Origin of the sequence: Streptomyces sp. M92 (assembly GCF_028473745.1) — a bacterium.
Taxonomy (GTDB): Bacteria; Actinomycetota; Actinomycetes; order Streptomycetales; family Streptomycetaceae; genus Streptomyces.
Genome location: NZ_CP101137.1, coordinates 7,058,298 through 7,076,080, shown reverse-complemented (window position 1 = coordinate 7,076,080; position 17,783 = coordinate 7,058,298). Strand labels below are relative to the sequence as shown.

At 74.2% G+C, this 17,783-nt stretch carries 17 protein-coding genes; 12 read left to right on the top strand and 5 right to left on the bottom strand.

The window, feature by feature from the left end; all coding sequences use genetic code 11:
• Positions 1-408: 408 nt before the first annotated feature.
• A complete protein-coding gene (locus M6G08_RS32660; RefSeq protein WP_272590743.1) occupies positions 409-1,101 on the bottom strand; it encodes a gamma-glutamyl-gamma-aminobutyrate hydrolase family protein in 693 nt (230 codons plus the stop codon).
• A gap of 86 nt (positions 1,102-1,187) precedes the next feature.
• Positions 1,188-1,922, bottom strand: coding sequence for a FadR/GntR family transcriptional regulator (locus M6G08_RS32655; protein WP_272590742.1), 735 nt, complete (start codon positions 1,920-1,922; stop codon positions 1,188-1,190).
• Between the two features lie 73 nt (positions 1,923-1,995).
• Here M6G08_RS32655 and M6G08_RS32650 point away from each other — a divergent pair, with 73 nt between their 5' ends.
• From M6G08_RS32650 to M6G08_RS32635, 4 genes are read left to right on the top strand one after another with little or no spacing between them, the layout of a single operon-like run.
• Positions 1,996-3,363 (top strand): glutamine synthetase family protein, encoded by a 1,368-nt coding sequence (locus tag M6G08_RS32650; RefSeq protein ID WP_272590741.1) that lies wholly within the window; start codon positions 1,996-1,998, stop codon positions 3,361-3,363.
• 8 nt (positions 3,364-3,371) lie between these two features.
• Entirely contained in the window at positions 3,372-4,757 is a 1,386-nt protein-coding gene (locus tag M6G08_RS32645; RefSeq protein WP_272590740.1) for an aldehyde dehydrogenase family protein, read from the top strand.
• 6 nt (positions 4,758-4,763) lie between these two features.
• On the top strand, positions 4,764-5,546 hold the full coding sequence (locus tag M6G08_RS32640) for a 3-oxoacyl-ACP reductase (RefSeq protein ID WP_272590739.1): 783 nt from the start codon (positions 4,764-4,766) through the stop codon (positions 5,544-5,546).
• Positions 5,547-5,583: 37 nt separating this feature from the next.
• A complete protein-coding gene (locus tag M6G08_RS32635) occupies positions 5,584-6,573 on the top strand; it encodes a DUF2510 domain-containing protein (protein WP_272591495.1) in 990 nt (329 codons plus the stop codon).
• A 24-nt stretch (positions 6,574-6,597) separates the two neighbouring features.
• On the opposite strand, the gene M6G08_RS32630 is transcribed toward M6G08_RS32635, so the two are convergent.
• Entirely contained in the window at positions 6,598-7,800 is a 1,203-nt protein-coding gene (locus M6G08_RS32630) for an amino acid deaminase/aldolase (protein WP_272590738.1), read from the bottom strand.
• A gap of 1,216 nt (positions 7,801-9,016) precedes the next feature.
• Between M6G08_RS32630 and M6G08_RS32625 the strand changes: the two genes are divergently transcribed.
• Positions 9,017-10,204, top strand: a complete 1,188-nt coding sequence (locus tag M6G08_RS32625; protein ID WP_272590737.1) for a hypothetical protein — start codon at positions 9,017-9,019, stop codon at positions 10,202-10,204.
• Entirely contained in the window at positions 10,201-11,379 is a 1,179-nt protein-coding gene (mycP, locus tag M6G08_RS32620; protein WP_272590736.1) for a type VII secretion-associated serine protease mycosin, read from the top strand. Before M6G08_RS32625 ends, mycP begins: the two co-directional genes overlap by 4 nt.
• On the opposite strand, the gene M6G08_RS32615 is transcribed toward mycP, so the two are convergent.
• Positions 11,364-12,311: a serine hydrolase gene (locus tag M6G08_RS32615; protein WP_383141442.1), complete on the bottom strand. Its 948-nt coding sequence runs from the start codon at positions 12,309-12,311 to the stop codon at positions 11,364-11,366. The genes mycP and M6G08_RS32615 overlap by 16 nt on opposite strands.
• Positions 12,312-12,497: 186 nt before the next feature.
• On the opposite strand from M6G08_RS32615, the gene M6G08_RS32610 reads away from it, so the two are divergent.
• On the top strand, positions 12,498-13,277 hold the full coding sequence (locus M6G08_RS32610) for an SseB family protein (RefSeq protein WP_272590733.1): 780 nt from the start codon (positions 12,498-12,500) through the stop codon (positions 13,275-13,277).
• 27 nt (positions 13,278-13,304) lie between these two features.
• Here the strand turns inward: M6G08_RS32610 and M6G08_RS32605 are convergent, their stop codons facing one another.
• Positions 13,305-13,670, bottom strand: a complete 366-nt coding sequence (locus M6G08_RS32605) for a DUF1844 domain-containing protein (protein WP_272590732.1) — start codon at positions 13,668-13,670, stop codon at positions 13,305-13,307.
• Between the two features lie 385 nt (positions 13,671-14,055).
• Here M6G08_RS32605 and infC point away from each other — a divergent pair, with 385 nt between their 5' ends.
• The 5 genes from infC (at position 14,056) to M6G08_RS32580 (ending at position 17,714) form a co-directional block, all read left to right on the top strand.
• Positions 14,056-14,709: a translation initiation factor IF-3 gene (infC, locus tag M6G08_RS32600; RefSeq protein ID WP_272591494.1), complete on the top strand. Its 654-nt coding sequence runs from the start codon at positions 14,056-14,058 to the stop codon at positions 14,707-14,709.
• Between the two features lie 110 nt (positions 14,710-14,819).
• Complete coding sequence (rpmI, locus tag M6G08_RS32595) at positions 14,820-15,014, top strand: 50S ribosomal protein L35 (protein WP_003977225.1); 195 nt, start codon at positions 14,820-14,822, stop codon at positions 15,012-15,014.
• Between the two features lie 97 nt (positions 15,015-15,111).
• Positions 15,112-15,495: a 50S ribosomal protein L20 gene (gene rplT / locus M6G08_RS32590; protein WP_016642495.1), complete on the top strand. Its 384-nt coding sequence runs from the start codon at positions 15,112-15,114 to the stop codon at positions 15,493-15,495.
• A 180-nt stretch (positions 15,496-15,675) separates the two neighbouring features.
• Positions 15,676-16,524: a TrmH family RNA methyltransferase gene (locus M6G08_RS32585; RefSeq protein ID WP_272591493.1), complete on the top strand. Its 849-nt coding sequence runs from the start codon at positions 15,676-15,678 to the stop codon at positions 16,522-16,524.
• Between the two features lie 50 nt (positions 16,525-16,574).
• Positions 16,575-17,714, top strand: a complete 1,140-nt coding sequence (locus M6G08_RS32580; RefSeq protein ID WP_272590728.1) for a sensor histidine kinase — start codon at positions 16,575-16,577, stop codon at positions 17,712-17,714.
• Positions 17,715-17,783 lie beyond the last annotated feature (69 nt).

Genomic DNA, 17,783 nt, shown 5'->3' with positions numbered 1-17,783 from the left:
CGAACTCGGCCTGCGGGCGGTGATGGATCGAGACTCCCCTTTCGTGCCGCCTCGTCGGCTGGCGGGGGAGGGGGGACGGGGCGCGTGCGCTGCGTCGGGGGTCGGCCGGCCCGGTATGCCCGGCGTCGGCCGACGCGACGGGTCCGGAGTCGCGGCCGCCGAGAGGGGGCGGCCGGCCGCGCGTGCGGGGGCACGGGGCAGGGTCGGCCGGCTTGCTCGGCGTGCGTGTGGCGTGCGTGCCGGCGTGTGTCAGGCACGAGTGCCGGGGGCTGTCGGCGTACGGATGCCTGCCGCCCGGAGGTGGCGGCGCGTCGCCCGTCCGGGCGGTCCGGCTCACCCACGGGCCGAGTGGGGCACCGACGCGAGTGCCCGGACGGCGCGAGCCCGGCGCCTCAGGGCCCGCGCCGGTCAGTCCGCCCCCGCCGCCTCCACCAGGGCCCGCATCACCCGTACGTCCCCGCCCATCTCCGGATGCCACTGCACCCCGAGGACCCAGCCGGGGGCCGACGGCAGCTCCAGGGCCTCCACCGTGCCGTCCGCCGCGTGGGCCGAGGGGACCAGGCCCGCGCCCAGGCGGTCCACCGCCTGGTGGTGGTAGGTCGGGACGAACGTCTCCTCGGGCACCACATCCGCGTACAGCGTCCCCGGCACCGGCTTGACCGGGTGGCCGCCGAAGACGCCCACCACCTCCGCGTGGCCCTCGATGTGCTGGACGAGGGTGCCGCCGAGCGCGACGTTGAGCAGCTGCATGCCCCGGCAGACGCCCAGCAGCGGGACGCGCGCGGCCAGAGCCGCCTCGATGAGCGCCAGTTCCCAGGTGTCCCGGGCCCGGGCGGGAGGGCCGGTGCGCGGGCCGGGCTCGGCGCCGTAGCGGGCCGGCTCCACGTCCGGGCCGCCCGCGATCACCAGTCCGTCCAGGCGGGCGACGGCTGCGGCGGCGTGCTCCGGCGCGTCCGGCGGGAGCATCGCGGCCAGTGCGCCCGCCCGCTGCACGAGCCGCGGATACCCGGCCGGCAGCAGCGCCGCCTCCAGCTCCCACACGCCCCAGCGCGCCGCGTGCTCCAGATACGTGCTGACGCCGATCAGCGGCCTGCCCGCCATCGTCCGACCTCCCGCGGCCTACCCGCAATGGACCGTACGCACACCTTTGCCGGGACGGGCTTCCAAGGCAAGACGCCCGCCCGCGCTCACGCCAGGAACCCCCGTAGCAGCGCCGCCGTCCCCGCGCAGTGCTCCCGCGCGATCTCCCGCGCCCCCTCCGCGTCCCCGTCGAGCACCGCCTCCACCAGCGCGGTGTGCTGGCGCTGGGAGTGCTCCAGGTTGCGCACCAGCAGCGGGATGCAGTCCAGCAGGTCGTTGAGGGTGGCCCGGACGGCCGCGTGCTGGGCGGCGACGGAGGGCGAGCCGCACAGTTCCGCCACGGTGAGGTGGAGCATCGTGTCCAGCCGCCGGTACTCCGCGAGCGGCGCCTCCCGCGTGCCTGCCAGCGCCGCCCGAAGCCGCGCCGCCCGCGCGTCGGTCAATCCGTGCGCCGCACACAGCCCGGCCGCGCCCACCTCCAGCACCTCCCGGAAGCGCAGCACGTCCTCGAGGTCGACCCCGGCGACCCGGCGCCGCAGTTCGTCCTCGCCGCCCGCGTCCACCCGCGCCAGCACGAACGTTCCGCCGTACCGCCCCCGCCGCGCCTCCACCAGCCCTTGGTCCTGGAGCACCCGCAGCACCTCGCGCAGCGTCACCCGGCTGATTCCCAGCCGCTCCGCCAGCTCCCGCTCGGCCGGCAGCCGCTCACCACCGGACACCAGGCCCAGCCTGACGACCTGGAGGATCTGCTCCAGCGCCTCCTCGAACCCGTTGCCGGCCCGCACCGGCCGCAGCACCGGCGCGAGCCGGTCCGTCACGCTCCCCGGGGTTGCCTCGGACATGCGGCCGCGCCCCCTTTCCAAGCAATGGTCCCCGGCAATACCTTATGGCTCCCGGCCGAAGGAGGCTCCCCTCGTGGCAGCGGACCGCACACCCCCGCTCGGGGTCGAGGAACTGCGCGCCCTCGTCGCCGCCGGCGACCTCGACACCGTCGTCCTGGCCTTCCCCGACATGCAGGGACGCCTCCAGGGCAAGCGTTTCGCCGCCCGCTTCTTCCTCGACGAGGTCCTGCGGCACGGCACCGAGGGCTGCAACTATCTCCTCGCCGTCGACGCCGACATGAACACCGTCGACGGCTACGCGATGTCCTCCTGGGACCGCGGCTACGGCGACTTCGCCATGCACGCCGACCTGGCCACCCTGCGCCGCCTGCCATGGCACGAGGGCACCGCGCTGGCCGTCGCCGACCTGGCCTGGGAGGACGGCTCCCCGGTGCTCGCCGCGCCCCGCCAGATCCTGCGCCGCCAGCTCGAACGCCTCGCCGGGCAAGGTCTCACCGCGCAGGCCGGCACCGAGCTGGAGTTCATCGTCTTCCGCGACACCTACGAACAGGCCTGGGACGCCGGCTACCGCGGCCTGACCCCGGCCAACCAGTACAACGTCGACTACTCGGTCCTCGGCACCGGCCGCGTGGAACCCCTGCTGCGCCGCATCCGCAACGAGATGGCCGGCGCCGGCCTGACCGTCGAGTCCGCCAAGGGCGAGTGCAATCCCGGCCAGCACGAGATCGCCTTCCGCTACGACGAGGCCCTGGTCACCTGCGACCAGCACGCGGTCTACAAGACCGGCGCCAAGGAGATCGCCGCCCAGGAGGGCATGTCCCTCACCTTCATGGCCAAGTACAACGAACGCGAGGGCAACTCCTGCCACATCCACCTCTCACTCGCCGACGCCGACGGCCGCAGCGTCATGGCCGGTGGCCACAAGGGCGGCATGTCGAAGCTCATGCGGCACTTCCTCGCCGGACAGCTCGTGGCGCTGCGCGAGTTCTCCCTCCTGTACGCCCCGCACATCAACTCCTACAAACGCTTCCAGCCCGGCTCCTTCGCCCCCACCACCGTCGCCTGGGGCCACGACAACCGCACCTGCGCCCTGCGCGTCGTCGGTCACGGTCGCTCCCTGCGCTTCGAGAACCGGCTCCCCGGCGGCGACGTCAACCCGTACCTCGCGGTGGCGGGCATGGTGGCGGCCGGCCTGCACGGTGTCGAACAGCGGCTGGAGCTGCCCGAACCCTGCCTGGGCAACGCCTACGCCGCCGACTTCGAACACGTCCCGACGACCCTGCGCGAGGCCGCCGAGCTGTGGGAGAACAGCACCCTCGCCAAGGCCGCCTTCGGTGACGAGGTCGTCGCCCACTACCGCAACATGGCGCGCGTCGAACTCGACGCCTACGACGCCGCCGTCACGGACTGGGAACTGCGCCGCTCCTTCGAACGCATGTGAGGCACCGATTGTCCGAGGCACAGCCGCTCTCCGACGAGCTACGCGTCCTGAACCCGGCGACCGAAGAGGTCGTCGCCACCGTCCCCGCCGCATCGGCGTCCGACGTCGACGCCGCCGTCGTACGGGCCGCCCGGGCGCAGACCGGCTGGGCCGCCCTCGCCCCCGGCGACCGTGCCCGGCTGCTGCGCCGCTTCGCCGCCGTCGTCGACGGCCACCTGGAGGAACTGGCCCGGCTGGAGGTCATGGAGGCCGGGCACACCGTCGGCAACGCCCGCTGGGAGGCCGGCAACGTCCGCGACCTGCTCGACTACGCCGCAGGGGGAGTGGAGCGGCTCACCGGACGGCAGATCCCGGTCGCCGGCGGACTCGACGTGACGATCCTCGAACCGCTGGGCGTGGTCGGCGTCATCGCCCCCTGGAACTTCCCGATGCCCATCGCCGCCTGGGGGACCGCACCGGCGCTGGCCGCGGGCAACGCGGTGCTCCTCAAGCCCGCCGAGACCACCCCGCTGACCGCGCTCCGCCTGGCCGAACTCGCCCTGGAGGCGGGCCTTCCCGAGGGACTCTTCCAGGTCCTGCCGGGGCACGGGCCGGTCGCGGGCGACGCCCTTGTCCGTCACCCGGGCGTCGCGAAGATCGTCTTCACCGGCTCGACGGCCGTGGGCCGGCGGGTGGCCGCCGAGGGCGCCGCCCGCCTCAAGCCCGTCACCCTCGAACTCGGCGGCAAGAGCCCCAACATCGTCTTCGCCGACGCCGACCTGGAGGCCGCCGCGGCCGCCACCCCCATGTCCTTCCTGGACAACTCCGGCCAGGACTGCTGCGCCCGCACCCGCATCCTCGTGCAGCGCACCGTGTACGACCGCTTCCTCGCCCTCCTGGCCCCCGCGATCGAGTCCGTCCGCGTCGGCGACCCGGCCGACGAGGGCACCGACATGGGCCCGCTGATCTCCCGCGCCCAACTGGACCGCGTCCGCTCCTACGTCCCCGACGACGCCGACGCCATCCGCGGCAAGACCCCCGGGGACGGGCCCGGCTTCTGGTTCCCGCCCACCGTCCTCACCGGCGTGGACGCGCACGCGCGCGTGGCCGTCGAGGAGGTCTTCGGCCCCGTCGCCGTGGTCCTGCCCTTCGAGGACGAGGCCGACGCGGTCCGCCTGGCCAACGCCACCGACTACGGCCTCTCCGGCTCGCTGTGGACCCGGGACGTCGGGCGCGCCCTGCGGGTGTCGAGCGCGGTGCGGGCCGGGAACCTGTCGGTCAACTCCCACTCCAGCGTGCGCTACTGGACCCCGTTCGGCGGCTTCAAGCAGTCCGGTCTCGGCCGCGAACTCGGCCCCGACGCGCTCACCGCCTTCACCGAGACCAAGAACGTCTTCATCAGCACGGAGGCATAGCCACTCATGACCGAGGACATCATCTGCCGCCGCCTGGCCGGCCGCACCGCCGTCGTCACCGGGGCCGGCAGCGGCATCGGCCTCGCGTCCGCCCGCCGGCTCGCCTCCGAGGGCGCCCACGTCGTCTGCGCCGACGTGGACGAGACCCGGGGCGAGGCGGCGGCCGAGGAGACCGGCGGCACCTTCGTCAGGGCCGACGTGACCGACCCGGAGCAGGTGGAGGCGCTGTTCGCGACGGCGTACGACACCTACGGCAGCGTCGACGTCGCGTTCAACAACGCCGGCATCTCGCCGCCCGACGACGACTCCATCCTGGAGACGGGACTGGAGGCCTGGAAGCGCGTCCAGGACGTCAACCTCACCTCCGTCTACCTGTGCTGCAAGGCCGCCATCCCCTACATGCGGCGCCAGGGCAGGGGCTCCGTCATCAACACCGCGTCGTTCGTCGCGCGGATGGGCGCCGCCACCAGCCAGATCTCGTACACCGCGTCCAAGGGCGGCGTCCTCGCCATGTCCCGGGAGCTGGGCGTGCAGTTCGCCCGCGAGGGCATCCGGGTCAACGCCCTGTGCCCCGGCCCGGTCAACACCCCGCTGCTGCGGGAGCTGTTCGCCAAGGACCCGGAGCGGGCCGCGCGCCGCCTCGTCCACATCCCGCTCGGGCGGTTCGCCGAGGCCGAGGAGATCGCCGCCGCCGTCGCCTTCCTGGCCAGCGACGACTCCTCCTTCGTCAACGCCACCGACTTCCTGGTGGACGGCGGGATCTCCGGGGCGTACGTCACACCGCTGTAGACCGGGGCGGGCGGCGTCCTACAGTGCCGGAATGAGCATGACGCCGCCGCCCGGCTGGTACCCCGATCCGTCGGCCCCGCACCAGGAACGCTGGTGGGACGGCACGGCCTGGACGGAGCACCGTCGCGTGCCCGGGGGCCCCGCCGGGTACGGGCCCCCCACCGGGTACGGGCCCCCAGAGCCGCCGCCCTCGCAGACCGTGCCGCTGTTCACCGGTGGCGGCCCCGGACAGCGCGGGCCGGCGGGCGGCGGCGGGCGGGCCAGGGCGATCGCCCTCACCACCGCCGCGGCGGTCCTGGTCGCGGCGGTCGTGACCGGTGTGTTCCTCCTCGGTGAGGACGACGGTGGCGCACCCGAGGCGCGGACCCCGCAGGTCACGGCCACCACCGACGTCCCGGCGCCGACGAGTACGCCACCGTCCCCCGCACCGGCCGCTTCCGAATCCGCCGCCGACGACCCGGCCGTGGTCGAGGACCCGCTCAACGGCATCACCTTCCCGCTGCCGGACGGCTGGGTGCGTCCCCGGTACATCGCCGAGGACGACGTCATGATGACCACGGACGGCACCTACGACTGCCCCGGCGACGGCGGCGTCTGCCGGCACGGCCTGGTCATCTCGCGCACCGTCACCGGCAGCACCGAGTCCTCCCCGAAGGCCCTCGCCGAACAGGACATCGAGGACGCGGCCGAGGACGCCTACGACCGCGATCCGGTCGGCGGCAAACCCTTCGGCGGCATCGAGTCCCACGAGCAGGTCGGGGCCGGGCCGGTCGCGGTCGCCGGACGCGCCGGGTACTACGTGCGCTGGCGGGTGACGACGGCCAAGGGCCCCGGCGGCCACGTGCAGTCGCTGGTCTTCCCCTCCACCGTCGGCACCGAGTCCCCGATCCTCGTCCGCTACGTCTTCGACGCGGGCGAGGAGGGACCGCCGCTCGACCTGATGGACGAGATCACCGACGGCATCCGACCCGTCGGCGACGCGGACACGGGCGGCGGCGTGGGCAGCGGCATCGGCCCGTCCGACTGAACCGCTGAACCGCCGAGCGGCTGTTCAGAGGAAGGTGTGCCCCTCGCCCCGGTACGTCGGCACCGTCGCCGTCACCGCGTCCCCCTCCACCAGGTGCAGGGTGTCGAACCGTTCGCACAGCTCGCCGGCCTTGGCATGCCGGAACCACACCTTGTCGCCGATGAGCAGATCGTCGGCGGGCGTGCCGAGCAGTGGCGTCTGCACCTCGCCGGCGCCCTCCTGGGGGTCGTAGCGCAGCCCCTCGGGGAGGTACGGCACCGGCAGCCGGTCCTTCCCGGCCGCACCGGAGGCGGGGTAGCCCCCGCCGAGCACGGTAACGACCCCGACCCCCGGGCGCCGCACGACGGGCTGGGCGAACAGGGCCGCCGGGCGGCCCCGGAACGACGTGTAGTTGTCGAACAGCCGCGGCACGTACAGCCCCGACCCGGCGGCGATCTCGGTGACCGCGTCCTCCGCGGCGGTGTGCTGCACGCTGCCCGTGCCGCCGCCGTTGACGAACTCCAGGCCGGGCACCACGGCCCGGACCGCGCGCACCACCGCCGCGCGCCGCTCGGCCAGTTCCCGGCGGGCGGCGGCCTGCATCAGCCGCACGGCACGCGACCGCAGCGGCCGCCCCGCCACCGCGTCCCCGACACCGGCCACATGCCCCTCGTACGCCATGACGCCGACGACCTCGAAGCCGGGCCGGCGAGTCACCGAACGGGCCACGTCGGCGACCTCGGCGGGGGAGTGCAGCGGGGAGCGCCGGGCCCCGACCCGCACCCGCCCGCCGAACAGCTTCAGCGAGGTGTCCAACTCCAGGCAGACCCGGACGACTTCCCGGCCACCGCCGCGCGCCGCATCGATCAGGTCGAGCTGCGCCGGGTCGTCGATCATCACGGTCACGGCTGCGGCGAGCTTGGGATCGGCGGTCAGCTCGGCGTACCGGGCGCGGTCCGCCGACGGGTAGGCGAGCAGCACGTCCTCGAAACCGGAGCGCGCCAGCCACAGGGACTCGGCCAGCGTGAACGACATGACGCCCGCGAAGCCGTCCCGGACCAGGACCCGTTCCAGCAGCGCACGGCAGCGTACGGACTTGCTGGCGACCCGGACCGGCTTCCCGCCGGCCCGGCGCAGCAGGTCGTCGGCGTTCGCGTCGAAGGCCTCCAGGTCCACGATCGCCACGGGGGCGTCCAGATGGGCGGTGGCCCGGTCGTAGCGGGCCCGGTCGGCGGCGCGTGCGGTCATGACCGCAGCCTGCCAGACAGGATTACCGCAGGGTAGGGGGACGTTCCGGGCCAATGCCACGGGCGCGCGGACTGGTTCCCCGCCGGACGGGGTCACGCCGTAGAGTGACGCGCACGCACGGCGGGGCGGCCCCGGCGGCCGGGCCCGCGGGACTCCGGCCGGGATGGCGGTCCTCCCGTGCGGGTATGCGTGCCCGGGACGGAACGCTCCGCACCGGGCCGGGGCAGGAGACGACATCACCGGCCCGCGCCGGAGAAACGGCTCGGGCCCGAGGAACGGGGGGTGCATGAGCACGGAAGCGCGCCGCGCCTCCCTCCCCCCGCGCCCCGACGACCCACCCGGCCCGACGACTCCACCAGCCCTTACGGCTCCACCCGGTCCTGCGGCTCCGTCAGGCCCTACGACTCCGCCCCGCCCGGCCGCTCCGCCCTGCCCCGGGACGCCGTCTTCGGCGAGGGCGGTCGCGCCCTCCGGGGACGAACGCCTGCGTTCCGGCGGTGAGCTGGGTGCGGAGGCCTTGCCCCGCCTGGACGCTTCGCCGCGTCCCGGGGCGCCGTCTTCGGCGAGGGCGGTCGCGCCCTCCGGGGACGAACGCCTGCGTTCCGGCGGTGAGCTGGGTGCGGAGGCCTTGCCCCGCCTGGACGCTTCGCCGCGTCCCGGGGTGCCGTCTTCGGCGAGGGCGGTCGCGCCCTCCGGGGACGAACGCCTGCGTTCCGGCGGTGAGCTGGGTGCGGAGGCCTCGCCCCGCCTGGACGCTTCCCCGCGTCCCGGGGTGCCGTCTTCGGCGAGGGCGGTCGCGCCCTCCGGGGACGAACGCCTGCGTTCCGGCGGTGAGCTGGGGGCGGACGCCTCGCCCCGGCCGGGCACGCCGTCTTCGCCGGGCGGTCTGTCCGCTACGGGTGAGCGCTGCGGGGACGTAAGCCGCCCGGACGCTCCGCCGCGCCCCGCGGCGCCGCCGTCCACGGGAGTCCCGCCCCGCCCGGCGACTCCGCGCCGGACGGACGAATCGACCCCACGCCGTGAGGCCGGCCCGATCGTGCCGCGCGGGGAGGGAGAGCGCGCACAGACGCGTCGGGACGGTGCCCCCGACACCCCGGGCAGCGCCCGGCACCACTTCCCGCGCCTTCGGCCAGGCGGCTCCCGGGACACCGATCCCGCGCCACCGCCCCGGGCGTCCGCCCGCTTCCCGGACACCCCGCCGACCGTCCGCCGGGAGATGGCGGAGGCAAGCGGCACGCCGCAGGCACAGCACCCGACGACACCCGCGTCCCCGTCCGTCGGCCCCGGCGTTCCTGCCGAGGCCCCCCGGGCGGGCGCCGCGCCCGACTCGTCGCCCCACCGGCCCGCCACCGCGCCTGCGGCGAGCACCTCCGCACCGCCGCCCCGCAGCCCTGCCGTGCCCGCGGAGCACCCGTCCGAGACGACCAGGCGTCTCTGCCCCGTCCCGGCGGAACCGGAGCCGGACCGGGGGCCCGCACCGGAGCCCGCAGCCGCGTCACGCCCCGCCGCCCGCCCGGCGGACGCGCCCACCGCCCCCGACCCCGCGCTGTCCTGGAGCGCCCCGGCGGCCCCGGGCGACGGGCGGCCCTGGGTGTCGTTCGGGGAGCCCGAGGGGTACGACGGACTCGCCCGGCCGCGTTCGCTCGGCGGGCGCGGCAGGCCCCAGGCCGTCGCCGCGGCCGTCTGCCTCGTACTCGGGCTGGGACTGGTCACCGGCGCCGTCACCGGCAGCTGGCTCGCCGGTGACTCCGGGAACGGCGGCGCGCGCGACGCGTTCACCGCGGCCGGGGACCTGTGGCACAGCGTGCCGGTCGACCAGCTCTTCCCGCCCACCGTCCAGGGGCGGGGCGCCGGCCCCGGCGGCGCCGACCGCACCTGGACCCGGGTCGCAGTCGCCCCGGACGGCGACTGCGCCGGCGCCTTCGACCCGCTGCTGGCCAGGGTGCTCGACCCGGTCGGCTGTACGCGCCTGCTGCGCGCCACCTACACCGACGCCACCCAGAGCCACGTCACCACCGTCGGCCTGCTCTTCACCGAGGCCGACGCCGCCGCCATGACCGCGCTGGCCGGCCGGTTCGAGAAGGAGGGCCTGGGCCGCCGCACCGACCTCATGCCGCTGCCGTACGCCGCCGAGGGCACCGTCGCCGCCGGGTTCGGCGCGCCGCAACGGGCCTCGTGGACCGTCTCCGTCCTCACCGACGCCCCCGTGGTCGTCTACGCAGTCTCCGGCTGGGCCGACGACCGCACCGTCGACGAGCCCGAGCCCGCCGAACAGGCCATGGAGTCCGGCGCCACCTCCGCCCCCGCCCAGGCCGGCCTCGGTCATGAGGCGCAGGGCCTCGCCGACCGCGTCGAACGCGCCCTGCGGGGGAACGTCGGCGCGCCCACGGAGCGCCCCTCGTGAACACGAACGGAACCCGTACGACGGGAGCCCTCAGCCTCCTCCTCGCCGCCGCCCTCGTCCTGGTCCCGGCACCGGCCGCGCACGCCGACGGCATCCGCGCCCAGCAGTGGTCCCTGGACGCCATGCACACCGCGAAGGCGTGGCAGACCACCAAGGGCGCCGGCGTCACCGTCGCCGTCCTGGACACCGGCGTCGAGGCCGACCACCCGGACCTGGCCGGCAACGTTCTCACCGGCAAGGATCTGGTCGGCTTCGGCGCGAGCGAGGGCGACCGCGCCTGGGCCCGGCACGGCACCGCCATGGCCGGGATCATCGCCGGTCACGGCCACGGGCCCGGCAACTCCGAGGGCGTCATGGGCATCGCCCCGGAGGCGAAGATCCTGCCCCTGCGGGTGATCCTGGAGGACGGCGACCCCTCCCGCGCCAAGGCACGCAAGACCCGCGGCAACGCCCTCGCCGAAGGCATCCGCTGGGCCGCCGACCACGGCGCCGACATCATCAACCTCTCCCTGGGCGACGACTCGGCCTCCGCCCACCCCGAGCCCGCCGAGGACGAGGCCATCCAGTACGCCCTGAAGAAGGGCGTGGTCGTCGTCGCCTCGGCCGGCAACGGCGGCGAGAAGGGCGACCACATCTCCTACCCGGCGGCCTACCCGGGCGTCATCGCCGCCACCGCCGTCGACCGCTACGGCACCCGCGCCTCCTTCTCCACCCGCCGCTGGTACGCCACGGTCAGCGCCCCCGGCGTCGACGTGATCATCGCCGACCCCGACCACCGCTACTACGAGGGCTGGGGAACCAGTGCCGCCTCCGCCTTCGTCTCCGGCGCCGCCGCCCTGGTGAAGTCGGCCCACCCGGACCTCACCCCGGCCCAGGTCAAGAGCCTCCTGGAGGACACGGCCCGCAACGCCCCGGCCGGGGGCCGCGACGACTCCCGCGGCTACGGCTTCGTCGACCCCGCCGCCGCCATCGAGGCGGCCGGACGGCTGAAACCGCAGGGCCTGAGGTCGGCGGCGTACGGCGACAAGTACTTCGGCGCGGGGCCGGACGCCCCCGCCTCCGACGACGACACCTCGGCCTGGGCGGCCCCGCTGGCGGGCGGCGCGGGCGGCGTCATGATCGTCGCGGCCGTCGTCCTGTGGCGCGGCCGCCGCGAACGCTACGACGACTTCTGACCCTGGTCGGCGCTGCCCGCCGAGGCGAACACGGACACCGCCGCCTTCGCCGCCTCCTCGGTGAGCGAGACCCCCTCCGCCATGGTCGCGCTGCCCCGCGACACCACCGCGACCAGGAGGTCATGGCCACCGGACGTGACCCGGCCGATGCTGTTGACCACCCACAGCCCGCTGGTGGTGCGCCGCAGCCAGCCGTTCTTCAGCGCCCACCCCGAACCGTCGGCCGCCGCCGACACCCCCCAGCGCTGCCCAGGGGCTATCCGCTCCATCAGCCCCCGCACATACGCCCGCGACGCCTCGCTCAGCTGCGAACCGTCCGCCACGAACACCTGCCGCAGCAGGGCGACCTGGTCGGCGGGCGTCGTCTGCGTCATCCCCCACACCGGGCCCTCCCCGCCCTCGGTCGCGGTGAGCCCGAAGCGCTCGTTGGCCGCGTCGAGCCCGTCCGCCTTCCCGATCGACTCCCAGAGCGCGGACGTCGACTCGTTGTCGCTCTTCTCGATCATCGCGACGGCGTACGCCTTCTCCGCGGCGGTCAGCGTCCGCCCCGCGTCCTGTGCCTGGAGAAGCAGCGTGGCCAAGATGTCGACCTTGACGATGCTCGCCGTGGTGAAGGGACCCGTGCCGTACGAGGCACCATGACCGGTCTCCGGGTCGAGCACCGCCACCGCCACCTCGACGCCGTCCGCCACGGCCACCGACGACATGGCCGAGGCCAACCGCGGGTCTCGGTCCCGGACCGGTTCGAGCGCCTCCACGGACGCCTCCGGCGATGCCTTCACCGATGCCTTCACCGATGCCTCCCCTCCTGCGGGCACCGAGGCCGACGACGGCGCGGCGCCGCCCGCACCGGAGCGCGCGTGCCCCGGCCAGTACACCGTCCAGGCTGCCGTGCCGCCTGCGACACCGAACGTGACCAGGGCACACCACATCAGGGCGCGTCGCCGCCGTGCTCGTCGGGCTCTCCGGGCTCGCCGTCTTCGCTGGACTCTGGAAGGCTCCATGGCTGCGATCTTAGGCAGTGGCTTCACGCTCGGTGACGCGGAGGGCGGAGTGGCCCAGCAGCCCGTGAGAGGCCGGTGAGGGTGGCCGTCCGCTCCCCGATAGGCTCAGGGACCGTGGCGAACAAGAACATCCCCGACTCCGCCTTCTCCGACGACGACGGCTCCGCCGACCCCCGGCTGAGCGCGGCGCTCGCCGCCTGGGCCGAGGACCGCACCGCCCTGGCGCCCGTGCTGGAGGCGCTGAAGAGCGCCCGGCTGCTCGTGCCCGTGGTGGCCGTCCTGGGTGAGGTGGAGGAGGACGATCAAGAGGGGCGCGAAGCTCCTCGGAAGGGCGGTGGTGGGCGACGGGAGGGCGGGCTGCGCCGCGAGAAGACCAGCGACATGGCCGTACCGACGCTGAAGGCCGGCGGCCGGACCGCCCTGCCCGCCTTCACGTCCACCGAGTCGCTCGCCCGCTGGGACCCGAAGGCCCGCCCCGTCGCCGTGCCGGTGCCCCAGGCGCTCCAGGCCGCCGCGCACGAGAAGGCGGACACCGTCGTACTGGACCTGGCCGGACCGGTGCCGTTCGAGCTGACCGGACGGGTGCTGCTCGCGCTGGCCGAGGGACGTACGACGATCGACCCGCTCGCCGACCCGGCCGTCGCCGACGCCGTGCGCGCCGCCCTGGCGGCCGAGCCCGCCGTGCTGCGGGCACACCTCGGGCCGGGGCAGGCCGACGGCACCCTCGCGCTGCTCCTGGACCCCGGGGCCGAACCGGCGCGGGCCGCCCGCGCCGTCGCCGAGCGGCTGGCCGCCGACGAGACGCTGAGGGCCCGCCTGGTGCGCGGCCTCGACCTGGCACTGCTGCCGGCCGGGGCGACGCCGCCCGGCGAGCCCTTGTACGTGCGCGGGTAGCTCGGCTCGGGGCCGGCCGGAGCCGTTTCAGCTGTAGACCGGGCCCGTGTACTTCTCGCCCGGACCCTGGCCCGGCTCGTCCGGGACCAGCGACGCCTCGCGGAAGGCCAGCTGGAGCGACTTCAGACCGTCGCGCAGCGGCGCCGCGTGGAACGAGCTGATCTCGGTCGCCGTCGCGTCCAGCAGACCGGCCAGCGCGTGCACCAGCTTGCGGGCCTCGTCCAGGTCCTTGTGCGCCTCGCCCTCCTCGGTCAGTCCGAGCTTCACGGCGGCGGCGCTCATCAGGTTGACGGCGACCGTCACGATCACCTCGACCGCCGGTACCTCGGCGATGTCGCGGGCCATGGCGTCGAAGTCGGGGTTCGCCGAGGATTCGGCAGGGGTCTCACTCATGCCGCTCACGATAGGCGCAGGGCGGCCCGCCGCCCCACTCGGTCTCGGTTAGCCGTTCCCCCGCCGAGCTGCTAACCTTGTGTAACGACCGGTCGGACACGCGCGCCCCACGGCAGCGAGCCCGGCCCACAAGTGGAGGCTCCGATCTCCCACCTGGCCGTCCTCAGGGCGGCGGGTCACCGGTCAGGCGGTCCCGTCCCAGCGGCGGCGACCAGCCCGAAATCGCGCCCCGCGATCACATCGCGGCGGTGCTCCGGTAGTAATGAGGAGCCCCGCCTGTGATCGTCCGGGGCATTTTTGTTGCGCCGGCGCGGTTAGGTCTATCGAACACAGACGTTACGCGGCTGTCCGCCAGACCGTCGCGTGGTGCTACCGAGGAGGATCCATCAGCGCCGAGCCCCGCATCAACGACCGGATTCGCGTTCCCGAGGTGCGACTTGTCGGTCCCAGCGGCGAGCAGGTCGGGATTGTCCCGCTTGCCAAGGCCCTGGAGCTTGCGCAGGAGTACGACCTCGACCTCGTCGAGGTCGCGGCGAACGCCCGTCCGCCCGTGTGCAAGCTCATGGACTACGGGAAGTTCAAGTACGAGTCGGCCATGAAGGCCCGTGAGGCGCGCAAGAACCAGGCGCACACGGTCATCAAGGAGATGAAGCTCCGGCCGAAGATCGACCCGCACGACTATGACACCAAGAAGGGTCACGTCGTCCGGTTCCTCAAGCAGGGCGACAAGGTCAAGATCACGATCATGTTCCGTGGTCGCGAGCAGTCCCGGCCGGAGCTCGGCTACCGGCTGCTGCAGCGTCTCGCGGAGGACGTGGCCGACCTCGGGTTCGTGGAGTCGAACCCGAAGCAGGACGGCCGCAACATGATCATGGTCCTCGGTCCGCACAAGAAGAAGACCGAGGCGATGGCCGAGGCTCGCCAGGCGCAGGAAGCCCGCAAGGCGGAGGCGAAGGCCAACCCCGGCAAGTCGCAGAACGCCGCGGACACCGACGCCGTGGACGCCGAGGCCCCGGCCGAGGCTCCCGCCGAGGCGTGACCCCGGGGGGCTCCGGCCCCCAGGACGTAACCGATACAAGAGCGACGCTCCACCGTGCCCGGTTTCACGACCGGGCATCGGAGCGCCACCGACGAGGAGAGAACGGCGCTATGCCGAAGAACAAGTCGCACAGCGGTGCCAGCAAGCGCTTCAAGATCACCGGCTCCGGCAAGGTGCTCCGTGAGCGCGCCGGCAAGCGCCACCTGCTCGAGCACAAGTCGTCCCGCGTGACGCGTCGCCTCACCGGCAACGCCGAGATGGCCCCGGGCGACGCCGCGAAGATCAAGAAGCTTCTCGGCAAGTGACGTACGGGCGCCACTGAGCGCCGTACGGCAGGACCGGGACCCATTCGACACCGGGCCGCGTGAGCACCACCGCGGCCCCGCTACAAGGAGTTAAAAAGTGGCACGCGTCAAGCGGGCAGTCAACGCCCACAAGAAGCGCCGGGCGATCCTCGAGCAGGCCTCCGGCTACCGCGGTCAGCGTTCGCGCCTGTACCGCAAGGCCAAGGAGCAGGTCACCCACTCGCTGGTCTACAACTACAACGACCGCAAGAAGCGCAAGGGTGACTTCCGCCAGCTGTGGATCCAGCGCATCAACGCCGCTGCCCGCGCCAACGGCATCACCTACAACCGCTTCATCCAGGGTCTGAAGGCCGCCAACATCGAGGTGGACCGCAAGATCCTGGCCGAGCTGGCCGTCAACGACGCCAACGCGTTCGCCGCGCTGGTCGAGGTCGCGCAGAAGGCGCTGCCGAGCGACGTGAACGCGCCGAAGGCGGCGTGACGCTGCGCCGGCTTGAGCCGTAGTCGAAGGGACCCGCAGGCTTGAAGCCTGCGGGTCCCTTCGATTGCCGTTGTTCGGTTCGTTGTCTGCCGCGGGTCCGTTGGGGCTGGTCGCGCAGTTCCCCGCGCCCCCTGAAGGGGCGCGCCTCAGCCCGTCGATTTACTTGTGAAGGTGAGTAGAGTGCGCCCCGCCGCCCCCGAGCTGATCTCCCCCCGTTCCCCCCGGGTCCTCGCCGCGCGGCGGCTGGCCAAGCGGAACTTCCGGGGGAAGGAGCGGCTGTTCCTGGCCGAGGGGCCGCAGGCCGTGCGGGAGGCCGCCGGGTACGCGGAGACGCTGGTCGAACTGTTCGCCACCGTCGAGGCGGCCGATCGGTACGCCGACATCGTCGGTGCCGCACGGGACGCCGGGGCCCGGGTCCACCTCGCCGCCGAGGCGGTGATCGAGGACATCTCCACCACCGTCACCCCGCAGGGGCTGGTCGGGGTCTGCCGGTTCCTGGACACACCGTTCGAGGAGATCCTCGCCGCCCGGCCCAAGCTGGTCGCCGTCCTCGCCCACGTCCGCGACCCCGGCAACGCCGGCACCGTGCTGCGCTGTGCCGACGCCGCGGGCGCCGAGGCCGTCGTGCTCACCGACGCCTCCGTCGACCTGTACAACCCGAAGGCCGTACGCGCCTCCGTCGGCTCCCTGTTCCACCTGCCCGTCGCCGTCGGCGTCCCCGTCGAGCAGGCCGTGGCCGGGCTCAGGGACGCCGGGGTGCGTGTCCTGGCCGCCGACGGGGCTGGCGAGGACGACATCGACGCCGAGCTGGACGCGGGCACCATGGGCGGCCCCACCGCCTGGGTCTTCGGCAACGAGGCCTGGGGCCTGCCGGAGGAGACCCGCGCCCTCACCGACGCCGTCCTGCGCGTCCCGATCCACGGCAAGGCCGAGAGTCTGAACCTCGCCACCGCCGCCGCCGTATGTCTCTACGCGTCGGCGCGTGCACAGCGCGCCGCCGGAGGGTGCCGCTCCGTCACCGAGGCCTAGTAGGGTGACCAGCTCAGGGCCCCCGCACGGCTGAGAGGTGGGGTACGGGGATGAGCGTCGGCACGAGCAGCGCACCGGGAGCACGTCAGGCGCCGCGTCCGCCCGCGCCGCGCACCCCCGGTGGTCCCGCCGGCCTCGGCGTCGACCCGGACCAGCTGCCCGACGGGCTCGTCGTCGCGGACGAGCACGGCCGCGTCATCTGCTTCAACTCCGCCGCCGCGCGCATCACCGCCACCCCCGCCGCCCAGGCCCTCGGACAGCGGCTGGAGACGGCGCTGCCCCTGGAGGACCTGGAGGGCGGGCGCTGGTGGCGGCTGACCGACCCCTACGGCGGCCTCGCCATCCGCGTCCGCCAGCCCGAGCGCAACCTCCTGCTGCCCGGCGGCCGGGAGGTCCTCGTCTCCGCCCGCTACGTCCGCGCCCAGCGCCTCGGCCCCGTCCACCGCGTCGTCGTCACCCTCCGCGACACCGAGGCCCGGCGCCGCACCGAACGCAGCCACGCCGAGCTGATCGCCACCGTCGCCCACGAGCTGCGCTCCCCGCTGACCTCCGTCAAGGGCTTCACGGCCACCCTGCTGGCCAAGTGGGAGCGGTTCACCGACGACCAGAAGCGGCTGATGCTGGAGACCGTCGACGCCGACGCCGACCGCGTCACCCGCCTCATCGCCGAGCTGCTCGACATCTCCCGGATCGACTCGGGCCGCCTCGAGGTGCGCCGCCAGCCCGTCGACATCGGCGCCGCCGTCGGCCGCCACATCCAGGCGTACGTCGCCGCCGGCCAGGAGGCCGACCGGTTCCTGCTCCGCCTCGCGCAGCCGCTGCCCGACCTGTGGGCCGACCCGGACAAGATCGACCAGGTGCTCAGCAACCTGCTGGAAAATGCCGTGCGGCACGGCGAGGGAACCGTCACCATTGACGTCACGCCCACGGCGTCACCCCGCGAGGGGGAGGACACCGGCACGTCGGTCACGGTGAGCGACGAGGGGGCGGGCATCCCGGAGGAGTCCATGAACCGCGTCTTCACCCGCTTCTGGCGGGGCAGCAAGCGCGGCGGCACCGGCCTCGGGCTGTACATCGTCAAGGGCATCGTCGAGGCCCACGGCGGCACCATCACGGTCGGACGAGCCGCCGGCGGCGGCGCGGAGTTCCGATTTACGTTGCCCGTGGCGGCACCGGCGTACCTCACCTGAGCAGCACCAGAGGCGGCCCACGACCCCCGCGGGCGTAATCAGCGTTCCACAGCCCCGTTAGACTCGGTC

Bases quoted from the DNA above. Each gene is read 5' to 3' on its own strand.
- M6G08_RS32660 (WP_272590743.1), bottom strand. From the start codon at position 1,101: ATGGCGGGCAGGCCGCTGATCGGCGTCAGCACGTATCTGGAGCACGCG.
- M6G08_RS32655 (WP_272590742.1), bottom strand. From the start codon at position 1,922: ATGTCCGAGGCAACCCCGGGGAGCGTGACGGACCGGCTCGCGCCGGTG.
- M6G08_RS32640 (WP_272590739.1), top strand. From the start codon at position 4,764: ATGACCGAGGACATCATCTGCCGCCGCCTGGCCGGCCGCACCGCCGTC.
- M6G08_RS32635 (WP_272591495.1), top strand. From the start codon at position 5,584: ATGACGCCGCCGCCCGGCTGGTACCCCGATCCGTCGGCCCCGCACCAG.
- M6G08_RS32630 (WP_272590738.1), bottom strand. From the start codon at position 7,800: ATGACCGCACGCGCCGCCGACCGGGCCCGCTACGACCGGGCCACCGCC.
- M6G08_RS32625 (WP_272590737.1), top strand. From the start codon at position 9,017: ATGGCGGAGGCAAGCGGCACGCCGCAGGCACAGCACCCGACGACACCC.
- M6G08_RS32615 (WP_383141442.1), bottom strand. From the start codon at position 12,311: ATGTGGTGTGCCCTGGTCACGTTCGGTGTCGCAGGCGGCACGGCAGCC.
- M6G08_RS32605 (WP_272590732.1), bottom strand. From the start codon at position 13,670: ATGAGTGAGACCCCTGCCGAATCCTCGGCGAACCCCGACTTCGACGCC.
- rpmI (WP_003977225.1), top strand. From the start codon at position 14,820: ATGCCGAAGAACAAGTCGCACAGCGGTGCCAGCAAGCGCTTCAAGATC.
- M6G08_RS32580 (WP_272590728.1), top strand. From the start codon at position 16,575: ATGAGCGTCGGCACGAGCAGCGCACCGGGAGCACGTCAGGCGCCGCGT.